Genomic DNA, 15,261 nt, shown 5'->3' with positions numbered 1-15,261 from the left:
ATGTTTTAAACTCTTACTAGAACAAAACCTCTTCTGGTTTTCTTATAATGTTTTCCGCTCCAAAAATAGTAACGTTTACCTTTTACGGTAACAATTCTGTGATGTTTAGGCACTGTTTTTATTACAGTTACCTTTGCAGGTCTTTTACTTACATGAGTAGCACAAGAGGACAAGTTTAATAACAAAAATGCGGAAATTAAAATAACAAAAGTTCTCATAGCAATATAAATTTGGGTTCATAATGCTATTTAGACTTAAAAAGAGACCATTGGTTTAATTGTGTTAGGGATAGAAATATAAATCCTTTTGTGTGAAGTAAACAAAAGATTGCAACTTATAGCCTGACTTTTAGGTAAAGCCCAAAACAGTTTTTTACTCAAACAAAGCCTTTAGTTCTGTAGCTTGGTGAGGTTTTATTTTTCCTGCTAAAAGCAAACTAAGTTGTTTTCTTCGTAAAGCAGCATCAAAGCGTTCTTTTTCAAGGTTTGTTTCTGGTATCACTTCCGGAACTGCAATAGGGCGGCCAGTTTCATCAACCGCAACAAAAGTGTAAATAGCTTCATTGGCTTGTGTTCTTTCACCAGATTCACGGTCTTCAATCCAAACATCAATATAAACCTCCATAGAGGTTTTAAACGCTCTTGAAACTTTTGCTTCAACTGTAACCACACTTCCCAATGGAACAGCTCTATTGAAAGCTACATGATTTACAGAGGCAGTGACAACAATACGTCTGCTATGACGTCTTGCAGCAATACTCGCGGCTCTATCCATTCTTGCTAATAGTTCACCTCCAAAAAGGTTATTTAAGGGGTTGGTTTCACCTGGTAAAACCATGTCAGTAAGTATTGTTTTAGATTGCTTCGGTGTTTTTCCTTTCATTATCATGAATTTAATGAAGGCAAAGGTACTATGCTTTTAAGAATTTAAAAATATTAAGGGTAAATTTTAAAACAGAAAATAATTACTTTTCTACTTTAACTATAGTGATTTTACCCTTGAAGATAGAGTTCTTTTCATCAGTCATTGCATTTTTAGCTGATTCTAAATCATTGAATTTTTCATTAAAAACCAGATAGGTTAAACCTTTTTTATCAAAGAAAAACCCAAGGTTTTTATATCCAGAAGAAGAAAGAACGGTTAAAAACTCATCTCTTTTTGAAATATCGGTAAATGCTCCAATAACAGTATAAAAACCACCATCAACTTCATCAACTTCTTTTATAATTGGAATAATATTAGGACTTTTATCAAATTTAAAGTCACTATCAATTATAATTTTATTTTTACCTGAATTAGTGAGAATACTAGATTGCTCGAATTGTTCAGTACTTTCTACTTGTTTTTTATGCAGGGTAAAATTAGATTTTTGAGAGCTACCTCCTAAAGGCTGAACCTTTAGCCAAGCCTCTTTATTATGAGTTTTTTTAATAGCTCTTAAGGCCTGCAAAGCTTCAATTCTATCTTCGTAGCTACCATAAACAACCTCATGCAAGCCATATTTATTTACCCCAATTTCTCTAGCTTTAAAACCCTCCGCTTTAAGTTGTTTTATTTTTTTTATACTGTTTCCTTCAACTCTAAAAGCGCCGGCAACTACATGATAATTACCTGTTTGTTTACTAACATTCAAGGTAATGGTTGGTAATGCATTTAGGTTGAAAGTAGCCTGTTGAATTTGAGTTTCTAATTGTTTTTGCGCTTCTTCTTGAGCTAATTGGTTATAAGTTTCAATTTTATTTACATAAAACTTAGAAGCCGCAAAACCACCTATAGTCAACGCAATTAATGCAACTGCAGCGTACCTTAAATAAGGTTTAGCTTTTCGCCTTTCACTAGTAATAGCAATTGGTACTACTTTTTCAATGTCCTCAACTTCTTTCTTGTAAACTTCTCTAGTAACTACTGGAGACACAAATTGAGATAGGCCAAAAGAATCTGTTAAATAGTTTATGTGGTAAGTTGGTTCAAACAAAATTTTACCTTCACTATTCAAAACTATCTCGCCAATATTTTTGAATGTAAGCGTTTCGCCTTGAGTTAAATAAGACTTTAAAATTTTTACGCGCTTTTCTATTTTTTTATTGGCAGTTTCAAAAGGAATTTTCTCTACATCTGCAATATAGTGTGCCAACAACCCATCATTTTTTTGAATTTGTTCATTAAAAGACACGCTTTTATTTGGAGCATAAAAAGTGTTGGTTGAATCATCAATTGAAGCCGATATACGTTGTGTTAAAAAAGCTCCAAACCCTGTAATAGTAACACATTCATATCTGTACAGTAAATCGCCAATGTAGGTTTCAAGTTGCATGAAAACAAAGTTAAAAAAATATGTCTCTCATGAAAGTTTAGACTTAACTATTTATTAACAGATGATTATTTTTTACATTTTATCGGAAATCATCGATAATCTGTAAATAGATTTTGAATAATTTAAAACCTCAATTATTGCCCAAAATTTACTTTCTTGTAAGCAAAAAACCGAAAAGATTCAATGACAGAAAATGATTTGCTTTATACTTTAGCTCTGCAGCATGTGCCAAAAATTGGTGATATTACTGCTAAAAGACTCATTTCTTTTTGTGGGTCTGCGGAGGCTGTTTTAAAAGAAAAGAAGCAAACCTTAGCTAAAATTGATGGCATTGGTCAGGCTATTCTAATAGATATTCATAAGTCAAATCACTTAAAAGCAGCAGGAGAGGAGATACACTTTATTAAAGAGAATAAGATAAAAGTCTCATATTTCAAAGGAGAGAGTTACCCTGAAAAACTAAAACACTGTATTGATGGTCCAATTTTATTATTTCAGACAGGAAATATTAGTTTAGAGCAACAACGAATAATTAGTATTGTTGGCACTAGAAAGATTACAACTAATGGTATTACGTTTTGTAATAATTTGGTTGAACAATTGAAACCCTATAACCCCATAATAGTTTCAGGTTTTGCATACGGAACAGATATTACGGCCCATAAGGCAGCCATAAAAAATGGTATACAAACTATTGGTTGTTTAGCGCATGGTTTGAATCAGATTTACCCAAAAGTGCATAAAAAGTATATGGTTGATGTTGAAAATAATGGTGGGTTTTTCTCTGACTTTTGGAGTACCGATGTTTTTGATAGAAATAATTTTATAAAGCGAAATAGAATTATTGCAGGGTTAAGTGAGGCAACTATTGTAATTGAATCTGCTGAGAAAGGTGGAAGTTTAGTAACTGCAGATATTGCCAATTCATATAATAGAGATGTGTTTGCAGTTCCGGGGAGAGTTACAGATAGCCAAAGTATTGGGTGTAACAACTTGATAAAACATCAAAAAGCAATGATGCTCACTAACCCATTAGATGTCCCATATATTTTGAATTGGAAGCTAGAAGATGACCATAAACCAGTATTACAAAAGCAATTATTTGTTGAGTTGGACGCTACAGAAAAAACTATTTATAATTATTTAAAAGATAACGAAAAACAGCAGTTGGACGTTATTGCTATAAATTGCAGATTACCCATTTTTAAAGTGTCAAGTACTCTACTAAATATGGAATTAAAAGGAATAATCAGACCGCTTCCAGGAAAACTGTTTGAAGTTGTATAATAACTAAACTCTTTCTAGTTTTATGGGGTAGGCTTTGTTAGCATTCCATTGGCAGATATAAAGGTTTTTGTCTTCATCTACGCATACATCATGACAATGATGGAATAATGGAATGTCTTGAACCATCATTTTTAATTCACCATTCTCATAAATGGGTTCTTTGCCACCTGGGTTTGAAATTACCTTGTTGTTTTTATCTAAAATTGTCACAAAACCAGAGTTTGGTGTTTGGGCCATATATTTTAATCTAGACCAACACACACCCGCATATAAATTTTCACCATCTATTACCGGTCTACATACAAAAGCACCAGGTAAAAAAATGGTACTTAGGTACTTGCCATCTAAAGTGTAACGTTTAAACGAATTGTGCTTTCTAGAAGTGCACATAAGAGTGAGGTTGTTAGGGTCTCTATCATCAATAGCTACTCCGTGAACGGTATTAAATTGATGGTCTTCATAACCACGACCACCGAACTTTCTTATGTATTCCCCATCTTTATTGTATTGAATAATAAAGTCTGAACCATAACCGTCGGCAACATAAATATCTCCATTAGGAGCAACTGCAGTTTCAGTTGGTCTGTAATGCTGATTGGATTCATAAACACCAATTTTTCTTGGATCTGGTAATTCCATAAGCACTTTCCCATCAACTGTAGTTTTAATGATTCGGCCACCATTATCAACAATAAACAACATGTCTTCCTCTCCTTCTTTTGAAATTGTCAATCCATGGCCAGATTTCATGTTGTGTGTCCAAGATGTTAAAAGCTCTCCAGATTTATCGTAAACAATAATATTGTTTTTAACCTCATCTGTCACCATAATTAACCTGCCTTTAGAGTCCATGACCATTTCATGACAGTTTTTAACCGGTGTATTAACACGGTCTAAGTTTCCCCACTCCTTATGAACACGATATGTAAAATCACCATGACCAATTGTTTCTTTTAAAAGATTTGGTTTTTTTAAAATAGTAAAACCGTAGGATGGTATTGCAACAGTTGCGGCACCAGCCAAAGCAGTTGTTTTAATAAAAGATCGTCTGGAAGTTTTCATTTTAAGCGGATTAATAGCACTAAATATACTAATTAAATTTAGAGGTAAATCCTAATTAAAAAACTAAGAAATGGTAAAAGGAAATAGAGATTTGATTAATATCCTACTTTTTCTCTAACTCTATTAAGGACGTCGTTTGCAACCAATTTTGCTTTTTCAGCCCCCACAGAAAGCGCCTTATCCAACTCATCAAGGTTGTTCATGAAATAGTTATATTTTTCACGTTCTACTTCAAACTTTTCAATAATTAAATCAAATAATGCTTGTTTAGCATGTCCGTAACCGTAACCACCGCTTTCATAATTAGACTTCATTGACTCCTTTTGTTCATTACTGGCTAAAAGGCTATAAATGGCAAAACAGTTGCATGTCTTCCAGTCTTTAGGGTCTTCTAATGGTGTGCTATCTGTTTTAATAGACATGATTTGTTTGCGCAGTTTTTTATCAGCAAGAAATATATTGATGATATTACCTTTACTTTTACTCATCTTTTCACCATCTGTTCCAGGAATAAGCATGGTTTCTTTTTGAATATCGGCTTTTGGCAAAACGAATGTTTCTCCAACTTTGGCATGAAAACGAGTTGCTACATCACGAGTCATTTCAATATGCTGCTCTTGGTCTTTTCCAACTGGGATTATTTCGGCATCATACATTAAAATATCCGCAGCCATAAGCATGGGATAAGTGAATAGGCCAGAGTTTACATCCTCTAATCTATCGGCTTTATCTTTGAAACTATGAGCAAGTGTTAAGCGTTGGTATGGAAAAAAACAATTTAAATACCAGGTTAATTCGGTTACTTGCGGAACATCACTTTGTCTGTAAAATACACTTTTTTCAATATCTAATCCAAAGGCTAACCACGCAGCAGCAGTTGAATATGTATTTTCTCGCAAAGTTTGTGCATCTTTAATTTGGGTTAAAGAGTGCAAATTTGCTATAAACAAATAAGAATCGTTCTCAGGTTTTTCCGCCATTTTTATAGCCGGAATTATTGCGCCTAAAATATTTCCTAAGTGTGGTGTACCTGTACTTTGTATTCCTGTAAGTATTCTTGCCATAAATTGTTGTAAACGGCAAATTTAATGAAGTTATGCAATAAAAAAAGTGGCTTTCGCCACTTTATCTATAAATTTTTAATAAAACTATTTTTTTAACAAACCCGCTACAAATAAGATTACACAAGCACCAATTGCTCCAGTTAAAATATCTCCAATTACACCAGTTAATAAATCGCCTAATAACCAACCGCCAACAATGCCACCAATAATACCAATTACAATATTTAGTAGAATACCAAAACCGCCTCCTTTCATAAATTTTCCAGCTAGCCAACCAGCAATTCCGCCAATTAATAGAGAATAAAGTAAACCCATAATAATATAATTTTTAAGTTATTATGTTTTAAAGATAATCAATTTATAATAGTATTTTTGACGTCAATGATTGTATTTAAATACATTTTCTGGACTTTATACCGTATTTGGTTTTACATCCTTGTGTTAATTCCTATAATTGTGCTGTTTCCAGTTCTTTTAATTTCTATTTCCAAAGAGTCTTGGTATCCTTTTTTCTTTAAACTGGCTCGTATTTGGTCAAAATTTATTCTGATAGGGATGGGTTTTAGGTACTCTTTTAAAAGAGATCAGGTTCCAGAAAAAGGAAAAAGCTATATGTTTATTGCTAATCATACTTCTATGATAGATATTATGCTGATGCTAGTATCGGTTAAAAATCCGTTTGTTTTTGTTGGTAAAAAGGAGTTAGCGAAAATTCCGTTGTTTGGTTTTTTCTATAAACGAACTTGTATTTTAGTAGATAGAAGTTCTGCTAAAAGTAGGCAAGCTGTTTTTTTAAGAGCCCAAAGACGATTAGAATCTGGGTTAAGTATTTGCATTTTTCCAGAGGGTGGTGTACCAGAAGAACATATAGAATTAGATGAATTTAAAGATGGTGCTTTCAGATTAGCTATTAATCATCAGATACCTATTGTGCCTCTTACCTTTGCAGACAACAAAAAACGATTTTCTTACACATTCTTTAGTGGAGGCCCCGGTAAAATGCGTGTTAAAATACATAAATTTTTATCCACCAAAGGCTTAACAATTGATGACACTAGGGTGTTAAACGAAAAATCTAGAACCATTATTTTTAATCAGCTGCAAAAGTTCAAGTAATAAAAAAACTGCTCAGGGGAAGAGCAGTTTTCTTTTGATATGAGTTTCCGAGCTTAATGAAAACTCATATCCAGATCTAACCAAAAACCTAGAATTTAATGGCGAATCCGGTGTAAACTCCAATTATGTAGGGTTTAAAACTACCGGAAGTATTGTTAAATGTATTTATCTGATATTTGAACATAGGTTCTAAATTCAAGTCGAATTTCTTAGTGATTTTATAGTTAAAGCCTAAACCCAAATTGGCACTATAACTCACTTTATTTAAATTGTTAGCTTCTCCTAAAAAGGATCTTGTGCCATTTTCAGCCTCAGAAAATATTTGGTTATTGTTTAAAAAGAAAGAACTAAATCCGCCAATAACATTCACACCCAATTTTTTATCTGATAAAGCATACTTAATTTCTAATGGAATTTCAATGAATCCAAAAGTTTGATTAATAGAATTGTTTGTAGAAGCAAAAGACTCTGGAATTCCACTTTTATTAAAATTCTGTCCACTAACAATGGAAACATTTTCAAAAGAATTATTATTAATAGAATTTCCTTTGACATTTTGTAAGGAAGATGCACTAGAATTTAATCCAGTAGTTTGGAAAATAATAACATCGTTCGTGTTATACCCTAAATTGACCTTATTAATACCAGAACGGATACTTATTTTATCATTTAAAGCATAACTTGCAGAAAGTCCGTAACTCATATTAACTTCTCCTGTTTTAGAGTTATTGGCAAACTGCGGATCTATTGATGACCCATTCCCTAAAGTATTAAAATATACTGGTGCTGCATTTGGCGCTACTGTCCATCGGCTTACTTTTATGTCATCTTTAAGCAGTAAGTCCTTATTTTCAGCCAAAGCTTCTTCAATTGTCCTGTCTTCTTCTTTATTTTTAGCAATGGTCTGCTTGGGGGTTTCCTTAATTCTGTCTTTAAAGAAAGAAACAGTATTGTTTTCTGATGATTTATTTTGAAGAGGATTCGTTTTGTCCTTATTTGTATTAACCAATGCAATACTGTTATTGTTTACTACATTATCTGGAAGTCTATTATTGTTAGGAATAACTTCCTTAACCTCATTTTCTGCAATAACATTATTGTTTGAGTATGGAGGATAGTTGTTTTTTAAGTTTTTATCAAACTGACTCTTGTTTTTATTTTTTGAATATGAGGTTTCAGCAATAGAGGTTTCCTTTTGAAGAACAATAGTTCTATTTGAATTTTTAATTGATGTTGCTTTTTCTTCTGAAATCACTTTTATTTCATTCGAATTTGAAACAACTGCATTAGTGGTGTTTTCAAAATTATCAGGTGTTTTGATACCCGAGTCACTAGTATTGTCATTTTCAGTTCCTACTACTTCAATAGGGTTGGTATTGTCAATATCTCCATTGAAAACACCTCCAACGGTAAGTAATAACAACAGTAATGCTGCAACACCTGCATAACGCCACCATATTGGAATAACGCGCCTTTTCTTTTTCCTTTTTAGATTAGCTTCAATATTTTTCCAGACAGCATCACTGGGAGTAGCTTCAAAATCTTTAAAGCTTTCTTGAAATAACCTATCTATATGTTTTTTATCACTCATTTATAATGATTGTAAACTTCGGGACAATTTATAATCTTCAATATTCTGTTTCAAAATCTGTCTAGCTCTTGCCAAATTAGATTTTGAAGTTCCTACATTTATACTAAGCATGTCTGCTATATCTTTATGCGAATACCCATCAAGTACATAAAGGTTGAATACCAATCTATATCTATCTGGTAATTCTTGTATGATTTTTAAAAGAAAATCAAGTGAAAAGACGTCTTCATCAACTTCAATCTCAACATCCTCAATAACATTTTCGTTTATAATATCAAATACCTTTTCGTTTCTGTAACGCTGCAAAGCAGTATTAACCGTTATACGTTTTAACCAACCTTCAAAAGAACCTTTATGTTTATATTGTTCTATTTTGTTGAAAATCGTTAGAAAAGCATCTTGCAGATTATCTTCAGCCTCTGCATAATTACGCGAATACTTTAAGCAAATGGAGAATAACTTAATTGAAAAAAGTTTATATAATTCTCCTTGTGCTTTAGTATCATTAATTTTACAATTTTCTATGAGTTGATTTAAACTCAAACTTAAACATGCATTAATTAATACTTAATTTTACTCAACTACAGGTACTTCAATAGTTAAGAATTGGCCATCGCCGTTGTTGTCTTCACCCTGCCAAAATTTAAAGATATAAGAACCTGTATTGGTTACTATAAAATTAAGAGAAACTTCTACAAGCTCATCTTCAAGGGTTTCACAATCATTACGTTCAAAAACATAATTTATTGGTGCCACTGTACGCTCATTAAGGTCTTTTAAATAATAAAAATCGTTAAAAGCGTAACAAGTTGAGGGTCTAAAATAAGAAATTGTAATAGGATAAACTTCTCCTAGTTCAAATTCTGTTGGTATATCTACACTCTCAACAGGTAAAATTTCAAAACTGAAATCTGCGCTATCATCATCAACACTACATGATGCAAAAAAAATGAGTGTTAAACATAGCATAATAACTCTTTTCATAGCAATTTTTTTTGGGTTAAATACATGTTTACAACTTGTAGATGCTATAGTAAGTGAAAGGTTGCGTATTAAACTAAAAAATCCCGATATTTTCGGGATTTTTTGTTATTTATGAAGTTACTATTTCTCTAACCTTTGCTTCGAGCTCATCCATGAGTTCAGGGTTGTCCTTTATGAGGGCTTTTACGGCATCCCTACCTTGACCTAATTTAGTATCTTGATAACTAAACCAAGAGCCACTTTTTTTAATTATTTCGGATTCTACGGCAATATCTAGGATCTCTCCAACTTTTGAAACACCTTCTCCATACATAATATCAAATTCAGCCATTTTAAAAGGAGGAGCTACTTTATTTTTAACCACTTTAACGCGTGTTTTATTTCCAGAAACACTTCCGTCGGTTTGTTTTATTTGAGTAGAGCGTCTTATGTCTAACCTAACCGAAGCGTAGAATTTTAAGGCATTACCACCTGTAGTAGTCTCTGGGTTACCAAACATAACACCAATTTTTTCACGTAATTGGTTAATAAAAATAACCGTACAGTTGGTTTTGCTAATAGATGCTGTTAATTTCCTCAAAGCTTGAGACATTAATCGAGCATGAAGCCCCATTTTGGAATCTCCCATTTCACCTTCAATCTCACTTTTTGGTGTTAAGGCAGCAACAGAATCTACCACAACAATATCTATAGCTCCGGAACGAATTAAATTATCAGCAATCTCCAAAGCTTGCTCACCGTTATCCGGTTGAGATATAATTAAATTATCGATATCAATACCTAATTTTTCGGCATAAAACCTGTCAAAAGCATGTTCTGCATCAATAAAGGCAGCTATACCTCCAGCTTTTTGAGCTTCGGCAATAGCATGTAGCGTTAAGGTTGTTTTACCTGAAGATTCAGGACCATAAATTTCTATAACTCTACCTCTAGGATATCCACCAACGCCTAAGGCAATATCTAATCCTAAAGAACCTGAAGGAATAGCATCTACATCTTGAACAGCTGCATCACTCATTTTCATTACGGTGCCTTTTCCGTATGCTTTATCTAACTTATCTAAGGTTAATTTTAGTGCTTTTAATTTAGCTTCTTTTTCTTTACTCATTTATCTTTTTTCTGAAGTTATGCATGCTAAAATAATACTTCTTTTTGCACAATACAATTTTATGACGCAACCTTTTTCCACAATTTGCATCTAGTATAAAAGTGGGGAAAACTTTGCTGTGAAATAGACCTACGACGTTATAACTAAAACTAACTCAATTCTGACTGAAAAGCACTTTATGCCTCTAAAGTGCTTTTTTTATGTCCAAATAGTTGGTTTTAAGTAAATAATGTACCTTTGCCGCTTAAAATATTTCTTTAATCTTAAAAAATTAGTATAGCATGCAACTGTACAATAAATTAAGTGCGAAAGAAAGAGCTGAGTTAATCGAAAAAGCAGGTAAAGATCGATTAACACTTTCTTTTTATCAATATGTCAAAATTGAGAATCCTCAAGAATTCAGAGACCAACTATTCATTATTTGGGATAAGCTAGATGTTTTAGGGAGAATTTATATTGCTTCTGAAGGCATTAATGGCCAACTTTCACTTCCGGCAGATCGTTTTAATGAGTTTAAAACACATATAGATACCATTCATTTTTTAAAAGGAATTAGACTAAATGTTGCTGTAGAACAAGACAACATGTCTTTTTTAAAATTGAAAGTTAAAGTGCGTGATAAGATTGTAGCTGATGGATTGAATGATGATACTTTTGATGTTACAAATAAAGGCGTTCATGTAGGAGCCGAAAAATTCAATGAACTTATTGAAGATGAAGATACGGTTCTTGTTGATATGCGCAATCATTACGAAAGTGAGATAGGTCATTTTAAAAATGCCGTAACACCTGATGTAGATACTTTTAGAGAATCTTTAGATATTATTGAAGACGATTTAAAAGAACATAAAACCGATAAAAAACTGGTAATGTACTGTACAGGAGGTATACGTTGTGAAAAGGCTAGCGCTTATTTTAAACATAAAGGATTTAAAAATGTTTTTCAGCTTGAAGGAGGAATAATTGAATACACCCGACAAATAAAAGATCAGAATTTAGAGAATAAGTTTATTGGTAAAAATTTTGTGTTTGATGAACGCAGAGCAGAAAAAATCAGTGACGATGTGATAGCTTGTTGTCATCAATGTGGTAAACCAGCCGATGTACATACCAATTGCGCTAATGATGCTTGTCATTTGCTATTCATTCAATGTAATGAATGTAAAGAAGAAATGAATAATTGTTGTTCTACAAACTGTAAAGACATTCATGCTTTGCCTTATGAGGAGCAAAAAGCCCTAAGAAAAGGTCAGGGTAATAGTAATGATATCTTTAAAAAGGGACGTGCAGATTATCTGCCATTTAAAAAAGACTTAAGAAATATTTACGACACTTTAAAAGTAGATAAAGAGAAATAAGGTTATGCAAAATATAGAATTAATGGCACCTGCTGGAAACTTTGAATCACTTCAGGCTGCTTTGGATAATGGAGCAGATTCAATTTATTTTGGAGTTGAGCAACTGAACATGCGGGCAAGAGCATCTATTAATTTCACATTAGATGATCTTGAAGAAATCTCCAACAGATGTAAAACTAAAAATGTTCGTACCTACCTTACTTTGAATACTATTATTTATGACCATGATTTATCTATTATAAAAACATTGATTAAAAGAGCAAAGGATGCAGATATTACTGCGGTTATTGCTATGGATCAATCGGTAATTAACATGGCTAGAGAGTTAGGTGTTGAGGTACATATTTCAACCCAAATTAACATAACCAATATTGAAACTGTAAAGTTTTATGCTCTATTTGCTGACACCATGGTGTTAAGTAGAGAATTGAGTTTACGCCAAGTAAAAAAGATTACTGAGCAAATTGAGAAAAATCAAATTAAAGGGCCATCTGGGAAATTGGTGGAGATTGAAATTTTTGGTCATGGCGCACTATGTATGGCGGTTTCTGGTAAGTGTTATATGAGTTTGCATTCGCATAATTCTTCAGCAAATAGAGGAGCGTGTAAACAGAATTGCAGAAAGAAATATACAGTTATAGACCAAGAAACAGGTTTTGAAATGGAGTTGGATAATGAATATATCATGTCTCCTAAAGATTTGTGTACCATCGATTTTTTAGACCAGGTAGCTGATGCTGGTATAAAAGTTTTAAAGATTGAAGGAAGAGGAAGAGCGCCAGAATATGTTGCCAAAGTGATTAAATGTTACCGTGAAGCAATTGATGGCATTGAAGCAGGAACCTATAACAAGGAAGAAGTAATTTCTTGGATGCAAACATTAGAAACTGTTTATAATCGTGGTTTTTGGAATGGATATTATTTAGGTCAGAAATTGGGAGAATGGAGTAATGGTTCTGGGTCTCATGCTACGCAAAAGAAAGTGTATATTGGTAAAGGTATGCACTATTTCCCTAAGCCTGAAATTGGAGAATTCAAGATTGAAGCCTTCGATTTAAGTATTGGAGATACTATTTTAGTGACAGGACCAACAACGGGTGCCAAAGAATTACAGGTTGAAGAAATGTTGGTTAATGATGAAAAATTAACAGCGGCTACAAAAGGAGATTCGGTAACAATTCCTTTAGGGTTTAGAATCAGACCTTCAGACAAACTTTATAAAATTGTTGAAAATAAAGTAGAAGCTTAATGGTAGTAGTAACCTTGCAACGCAATAAGTGTATAGGGTGCAATTATTGTGTAGAATTAGCGCCTTATCATTTTCAGATGTCGAAAAAAGATGGGAAAAGTGTGCTATTACACGCTATAGAGAAGAAAGGGTTTTTTACTATAAAATATCCAGATAATTTCATTTTTGAAGATTGTGATAAAGCCGCAAAAGCTTGTCCTGTAAAAATTATCAGCGTTAAAAACGTTTAGAAATATATTTAACTAAGCTAATTTCTAGGTAAGTATAATAATCTTATATTTACATCGACAAGATTTTTTTTGAAACAATAGTTCGAAAAATCGCTTAAATTGTCATTCTCGCTGTGTCACTGAGCATATTGAAGTGAAAGTGAGAAACTAAATTAATTATGAACCGTCTTTCGCAATAATCTAATTATTAGCGAATTCAATATATAAATTTATGGCTTGCGCAAGCTGCTCAACTAAAGATGGCCAACCTAAAGGCTGTAAAAATAATGGTACTTGTGGTACAGACAGTTGTAATAAACTAACTGTTTTTGACTGGTTGTCAAATATGTCTCTTCCTAATGGCGAAAAACCTTTTAATTGGGTAGAAGTTCGTTATAAAAATGGTAGAAAAGAATACTACCATAACACAGAAAATCTTTCACTTAGTATTGGAGATCTTGTGGCTACACAGGCTAAAGCGGGTCATGATATAGGAATGGTAACTCTTACGGGTGAATTGGTGCGTGTTCAAATGAAACGTAAAAATGTACCCGATAATATTGAAGAAGGTTTAAAAATATACAGAAAAGCATCTCAAAAAGATATCGATATCTGGCAGAAAGCCAGAGATAGGGAAGAACCTATGAAAGTCAAAGCACGCCAGTTTGCTATTGATTTGAAATTATCAATGAAGATATCTGATATTGAATTTCAAGGAGATGCTAGTAAAGCTACATTTTATTATACAGCTGAAGAGCGTGTAGATTTTAGGGAGCTTATAAAAGTATTTGCACGCGAGTTTAGAACCCGTATAGAAATGAAACAAGTCGGGTTCCGTCAAGAAGCTTCAAGACTTGGTGGTATTGGCTCTTGCGGTAGAGAATTATGTTGTTCTACTTGGTTAACAGATTTCCGTTCGGTTAGTACATCTGCAGCACGTTATCAGCAATTATCGTTGAACCCTCAAAAATTAGCAGGTCAATGTGGTAAACTTAAATGTTGCCTAAACTATGAGTTAGACACTTACCTTGATGCTTTAAAAGATTTTCCTAAAAGTGATGTAAAATTGCAAACAGAAAAAGGGGTTGCTGCATGTCAAAAAACAGATATTTTCAGAAGACATATGTGGTTTGCTTATGAAGGAGAATGGAATAATTGGCATAAAATAACTACAGATCAGGCCAATGAAATTATTGCTTTAAATAAGCAAAAAAAGAAAGTTGCAAGCATTGAAGAATACGCTTCAGACCTTATAGAAGATACTAAAACAGAGTTTGAGAACGTTGTAGGTCAAGACAGTTTAACTCGTTTCGATAATCCAAAATCGAATAACCGTCGTAAAAATAGTAGGAACAGAAAGAATAAAAGAAACCATAAGAATAGAAGAAAACCTCAAAACAGTAAAAATGCAGCAAAATAATGTTTGGCTATTTTTTTTAATTTTTTCTTTTGTATTGGTTTCATGTGATTCAAACCGAGTATTTGATACCTATAAATCTATTCCCGAAAAATGGCATAAGGATTCTGTTGTTAGTTTTAAAATAACACCTCCAGATTCAACAAATGCTTATAATTTATTTGTTAATCTTAGAAACACCAATACTTACAAATACAATAACTTATTTTTAATTGTAGAGATGGTCTTTCCTAATGGAAAAACAATAAAAGATACTTTAGAGTATAAAATGGCAGACCCTAGCGGAAAGCTATTAGGAACCGGGTATACCGATGTTAAAGAGAACAAACTTTGGTATAAAGAACAGGTGGTTTTTCAAGAAAACGGGGAGTATACCATTAACATTCAACAAGCAATGAGGGAGAATGGAAAGGTAAATGGAGTGATAGAACTTGAAGGCATTACTGATGTTGGATTTAGAATTGAAAAGCTTCAACACTAAATGATTATCACTTAGTCTGAT

Annotated in this window: 17 protein-coding genes; 7 read left to right on the top strand and 10 right to left on the bottom strand. The window is 32.9% G+C overall.

Going from position 1 to position 15,261, the window contains the following annotated elements; all coding sequences use genetic code 11:
* Window positions 1-5 precede the first annotated feature (5 nt).
* From FUA22_RS11130 to FUA22_RS11120, 3 genes are all read right to left on the bottom strand, one after another.
* Complete coding sequence (locus FUA22_RS11130) at window positions 6-218, bottom strand: DUF6515 family protein (RefSeq protein ID WP_147768320.1); 213 nt, start codon at window positions 216-218, stop codon at window positions 6-8.
* Window positions 219-372: 154 nt separating this feature from the next.
* The gene (locus FUA22_RS11125; RefSeq protein WP_147768318.1) at window positions 373-882 is read right to left on the bottom strand and encodes an acyl-CoA thioesterase; all 510 of its coding nucleotides are present in this window, start codon (window positions 880-882) and stop codon (window positions 373-375) included.
* An 82-nt stretch (window positions 883-964) separates the two neighbouring features.
* Window positions 965-2,314, bottom strand: coding sequence for an HU domain-containing protein (locus FUA22_RS11120; RefSeq protein WP_147768316.1), 1,350 nt, complete (start codon window positions 2,312-2,314; stop codon window positions 965-967).
* 183 nt (window positions 2,315-2,497) lie between these two features.
* Here FUA22_RS11120 and dprA point away from each other — a divergent pair, with 183 nt between their 5' ends.
* Entirely contained in the window at window positions 2,498-3,601 is a 1,104-nt protein-coding gene (gene dprA / locus FUA22_RS11115) for a DNA-processing protein DprA (RefSeq protein WP_147768314.1), read from the top strand.
* Between the two features lie 3 nt (window positions 3,602-3,604).
* Here the strand turns inward: dprA and FUA22_RS11110 are convergent, their stop codons facing one another.
* The 3 genes from FUA22_RS11110 to FUA22_RS11100 form a co-directional block, all read right to left on the bottom strand.
* A complete protein-coding gene (locus tag FUA22_RS11110; protein WP_147768312.1) occupies window positions 3,605-4,663 on the bottom strand; it encodes a twin-arginine translocation signal domain-containing protein in 1,059 nt (352 codons plus the stop codon).
* Window positions 4,664-4,758: 95 nt separating this feature from the next.
* Window positions 4,759-5,727 (bottom strand): tryptophan--tRNA ligase, encoded by a 969-nt coding sequence (trpS, locus tag FUA22_RS11105; RefSeq protein WP_147768309.1) that lies wholly within the window; start codon window positions 5,725-5,727, stop codon window positions 4,759-4,761.
* An 84-nt stretch (window positions 5,728-5,811) separates the two neighbouring features.
* Entirely contained in the window at window positions 5,812-6,042 is a 231-nt protein-coding gene (locus tag FUA22_RS11100) for a GlsB/YeaQ/YmgE family stress response membrane protein (RefSeq protein ID WP_147768307.1), read from the bottom strand.
* A gap of 66 nt (window positions 6,043-6,108) precedes the next feature.
* Between FUA22_RS11100 and FUA22_RS11095 the strand changes: the two genes are divergently transcribed.
* On the top strand, window positions 6,109-6,843 hold the full coding sequence (locus tag FUA22_RS11095; protein ID WP_147768305.1) for a lysophospholipid acyltransferase family protein: 735 nt from the start codon (window positions 6,109-6,111) through the stop codon (window positions 6,841-6,843).
* A gap of 88 nt (window positions 6,844-6,931) precedes the next feature.
* Here the strand turns inward: FUA22_RS11095 and FUA22_RS11090 are convergent, their stop codons facing one another.
* The 4 genes from FUA22_RS11090 to recA all read right to left on the bottom strand — a co-directional run bounded on the left by FUA22_RS11090 (window position 6,932) and on the right by recA (window position 10,526).
* Entirely contained in the window at window positions 6,932-8,434 is a 1,503-nt protein-coding gene (locus FUA22_RS11090) for a PorT family protein (RefSeq protein ID WP_147768303.1), read from the bottom strand.
* Window positions 8,435-8,977: an RNA polymerase sigma factor gene (locus FUA22_RS11085; RefSeq protein WP_147768301.1), complete on the bottom strand. Its 543-nt coding sequence runs from the start codon at window positions 8,975-8,977 to the stop codon at window positions 8,435-8,437.
* A 30-nt stretch (window positions 8,978-9,007) separates the two neighbouring features.
* Window positions 9,008-9,418, bottom strand: coding sequence for a hypothetical protein (locus FUA22_RS11080; protein ID WP_147768298.1), 411 nt, complete (start codon window positions 9,416-9,418; stop codon window positions 9,008-9,010).
* Between the two features lie 109 nt (window positions 9,419-9,527).
* Window positions 9,528-10,526 (bottom strand): recombinase RecA, encoded by a 999-nt coding sequence (gene recA / locus FUA22_RS11075; protein WP_147768296.1) that lies wholly within the window; start codon window positions 10,524-10,526, stop codon window positions 9,528-9,530.
* 281 nt (window positions 10,527-10,807) lie between these two features.
* Between recA and trhO the strand changes: the two genes are divergently transcribed.
* From trhO to FUA22_RS11050, 5 genes are all read left to right on the top strand, one after another.
* Window positions 10,808-11,884, top strand: a complete 1,077-nt coding sequence (gene trhO / locus FUA22_RS11070; RefSeq protein WP_147768294.1) for an oxygen-dependent tRNA uridine(34) hydroxylase TrhO — start codon at window positions 10,808-10,810, stop codon at window positions 11,882-11,884.
* A 4-nt stretch (window positions 11,885-11,888) separates the two neighbouring features.
* Entirely contained in the window at window positions 11,889-13,133 is a 1,245-nt protein-coding gene (locus FUA22_RS11065) for a peptidase U32 family protein (RefSeq protein ID WP_147768292.1), read from the top strand.
* Window positions 13,133-13,363 carry a ferredoxin gene (locus FUA22_RS11060; RefSeq protein WP_147768290.1) on the top strand — a complete coding sequence of 77 codons (231 nt, stop codon included), beginning with the start codon at window positions 13,133-13,135 and terminating at the stop codon, window positions 13,361-13,363. Before FUA22_RS11065 ends, FUA22_RS11060 begins: the two co-directional genes overlap by 1 nt.
* Window positions 13,364-13,574: 211 nt before the next feature.
* Window positions 13,575-14,762: a PSP1 domain-containing protein gene (locus FUA22_RS11055; RefSeq protein ID WP_147768288.1), complete on the top strand. Its 1,188-nt coding sequence runs from the start codon at window positions 13,575-13,577 to the stop codon at window positions 14,760-14,762.
* Complete coding sequence (locus tag FUA22_RS11050) at window positions 14,749-15,240, top strand: gliding motility lipoprotein GldH (RefSeq protein ID WP_147768286.1); 492 nt, start codon at window positions 14,749-14,751, stop codon at window positions 15,238-15,240. Before FUA22_RS11055 ends, FUA22_RS11050 begins: the two co-directional genes overlap by 14 nt.
* Window positions 15,241-15,261: the final 21 nt, after the last annotated feature.

This window comes from Seonamhaeicola maritimus (assembly GCF_008056315.1).
In the GTDB taxonomy this organism is placed as follows: domain Bacteria; phylum Bacteroidota; class Bacteroidia; order Flavobacteriales; family Flavobacteriaceae; genus Seonamhaeicola; species Seonamhaeicola maritimus.
The sequence above is the reverse complement of the archived record's forward strand: the minus strand, read 5'-3'. Positions and strand labels throughout refer to the sequence as shown.

Excerpts from the sequence above, each read along its gene's own strand:
- FUA22_RS11130 (WP_147768320.1), bottom strand. The coding sequence starts at position 218 with ATGAGAACTTTTGTTATTTTAATTTCCGCATTTTTGTTATTAAACTTG.
- FUA22_RS11125 (WP_147768318.1), bottom strand. The coding sequence starts at position 882 with ATGAAAGGAAAAACACCGAAGCAATCTAAAACAATACTTACTGACATG.
- FUA22_RS11120 (WP_147768316.1), bottom strand. The coding sequence starts at position 2,314 with ATGCAACTTGAAACCTACATTGGCGATTTACTGTACAGATATGAATGT.
- dprA (WP_147768314.1), top strand. The coding sequence starts at position 2,498 with ATGACAGAAAATGATTTGCTTTATACTTTAGCTCTGCAGCATGTGCCA.
- FUA22_RS11110 (WP_147768312.1), bottom strand. The coding sequence starts at position 4,663 with ATGAAAACTTCCAGACGATCTTTTATTAAAACAACTGCTTTGGCTGGT.
- trpS (WP_147768309.1), bottom strand. The coding sequence starts at position 5,727 with ATGGCAAGAATACTTACAGGAATACAAAGTACAGGTACACCACACTTA.
- FUA22_RS11100 (WP_147768307.1), bottom strand. The coding sequence starts at position 6,042 with ATGGGTTTACTTTATTCTCTATTAATTGGCGGAATTGCTGGTTGGCTA.
- FUA22_RS11095 (WP_147768305.1), top strand. The coding sequence starts at position 6,109 with ATGATTGTATTTAAATACATTTTCTGGACTTTATACCGTATTTGGTTT.
- FUA22_RS11090 (WP_147768303.1), bottom strand. The coding sequence starts at position 8,434 with ATGAGTGATAAAAAACATATAGATAGGTTATTTCAAGAAAGCTTTAAA.
- FUA22_RS11080 (WP_147768298.1), bottom strand. The coding sequence starts at position 9,418 with ATGAAAAGAGTTATTATGCTATGTTTAACACTCATTTTTTTTGCATCA.
- recA (WP_147768296.1), bottom strand. The coding sequence starts at position 10,526 with ATGAGTAAAGAAAAAGAAGCTAAATTAAAAGCACTAAAATTAACCTTA.
- trhO (WP_147768294.1), top strand. The coding sequence starts at position 10,808 with ATGCAACTGTACAATAAATTAAGTGCGAAAGAAAGAGCTGAGTTAATC.
- FUA22_RS11065 (WP_147768292.1), top strand. The coding sequence starts at position 11,889 with ATGCAAAATATAGAATTAATGGCACCTGCTGGAAACTTTGAATCACTT.
- FUA22_RS11060 (WP_147768290.1), top strand. The coding sequence starts at position 13,133 with ATGGTAGTAGTAACCTTGCAACGCAATAAGTGTATAGGGTGCAATTAT.
- FUA22_RS11055 (WP_147768288.1), top strand. The coding sequence starts at position 13,575 with ATGGCTTGCGCAAGCTGCTCAACTAAAGATGGCCAACCTAAAGGCTGT.
- FUA22_RS11050 (WP_147768286.1), top strand. The coding sequence starts at position 14,749 with ATGCAGCAAAATAATGTTTGGCTATTTTTTTTAATTTTTTCTTTTGTA.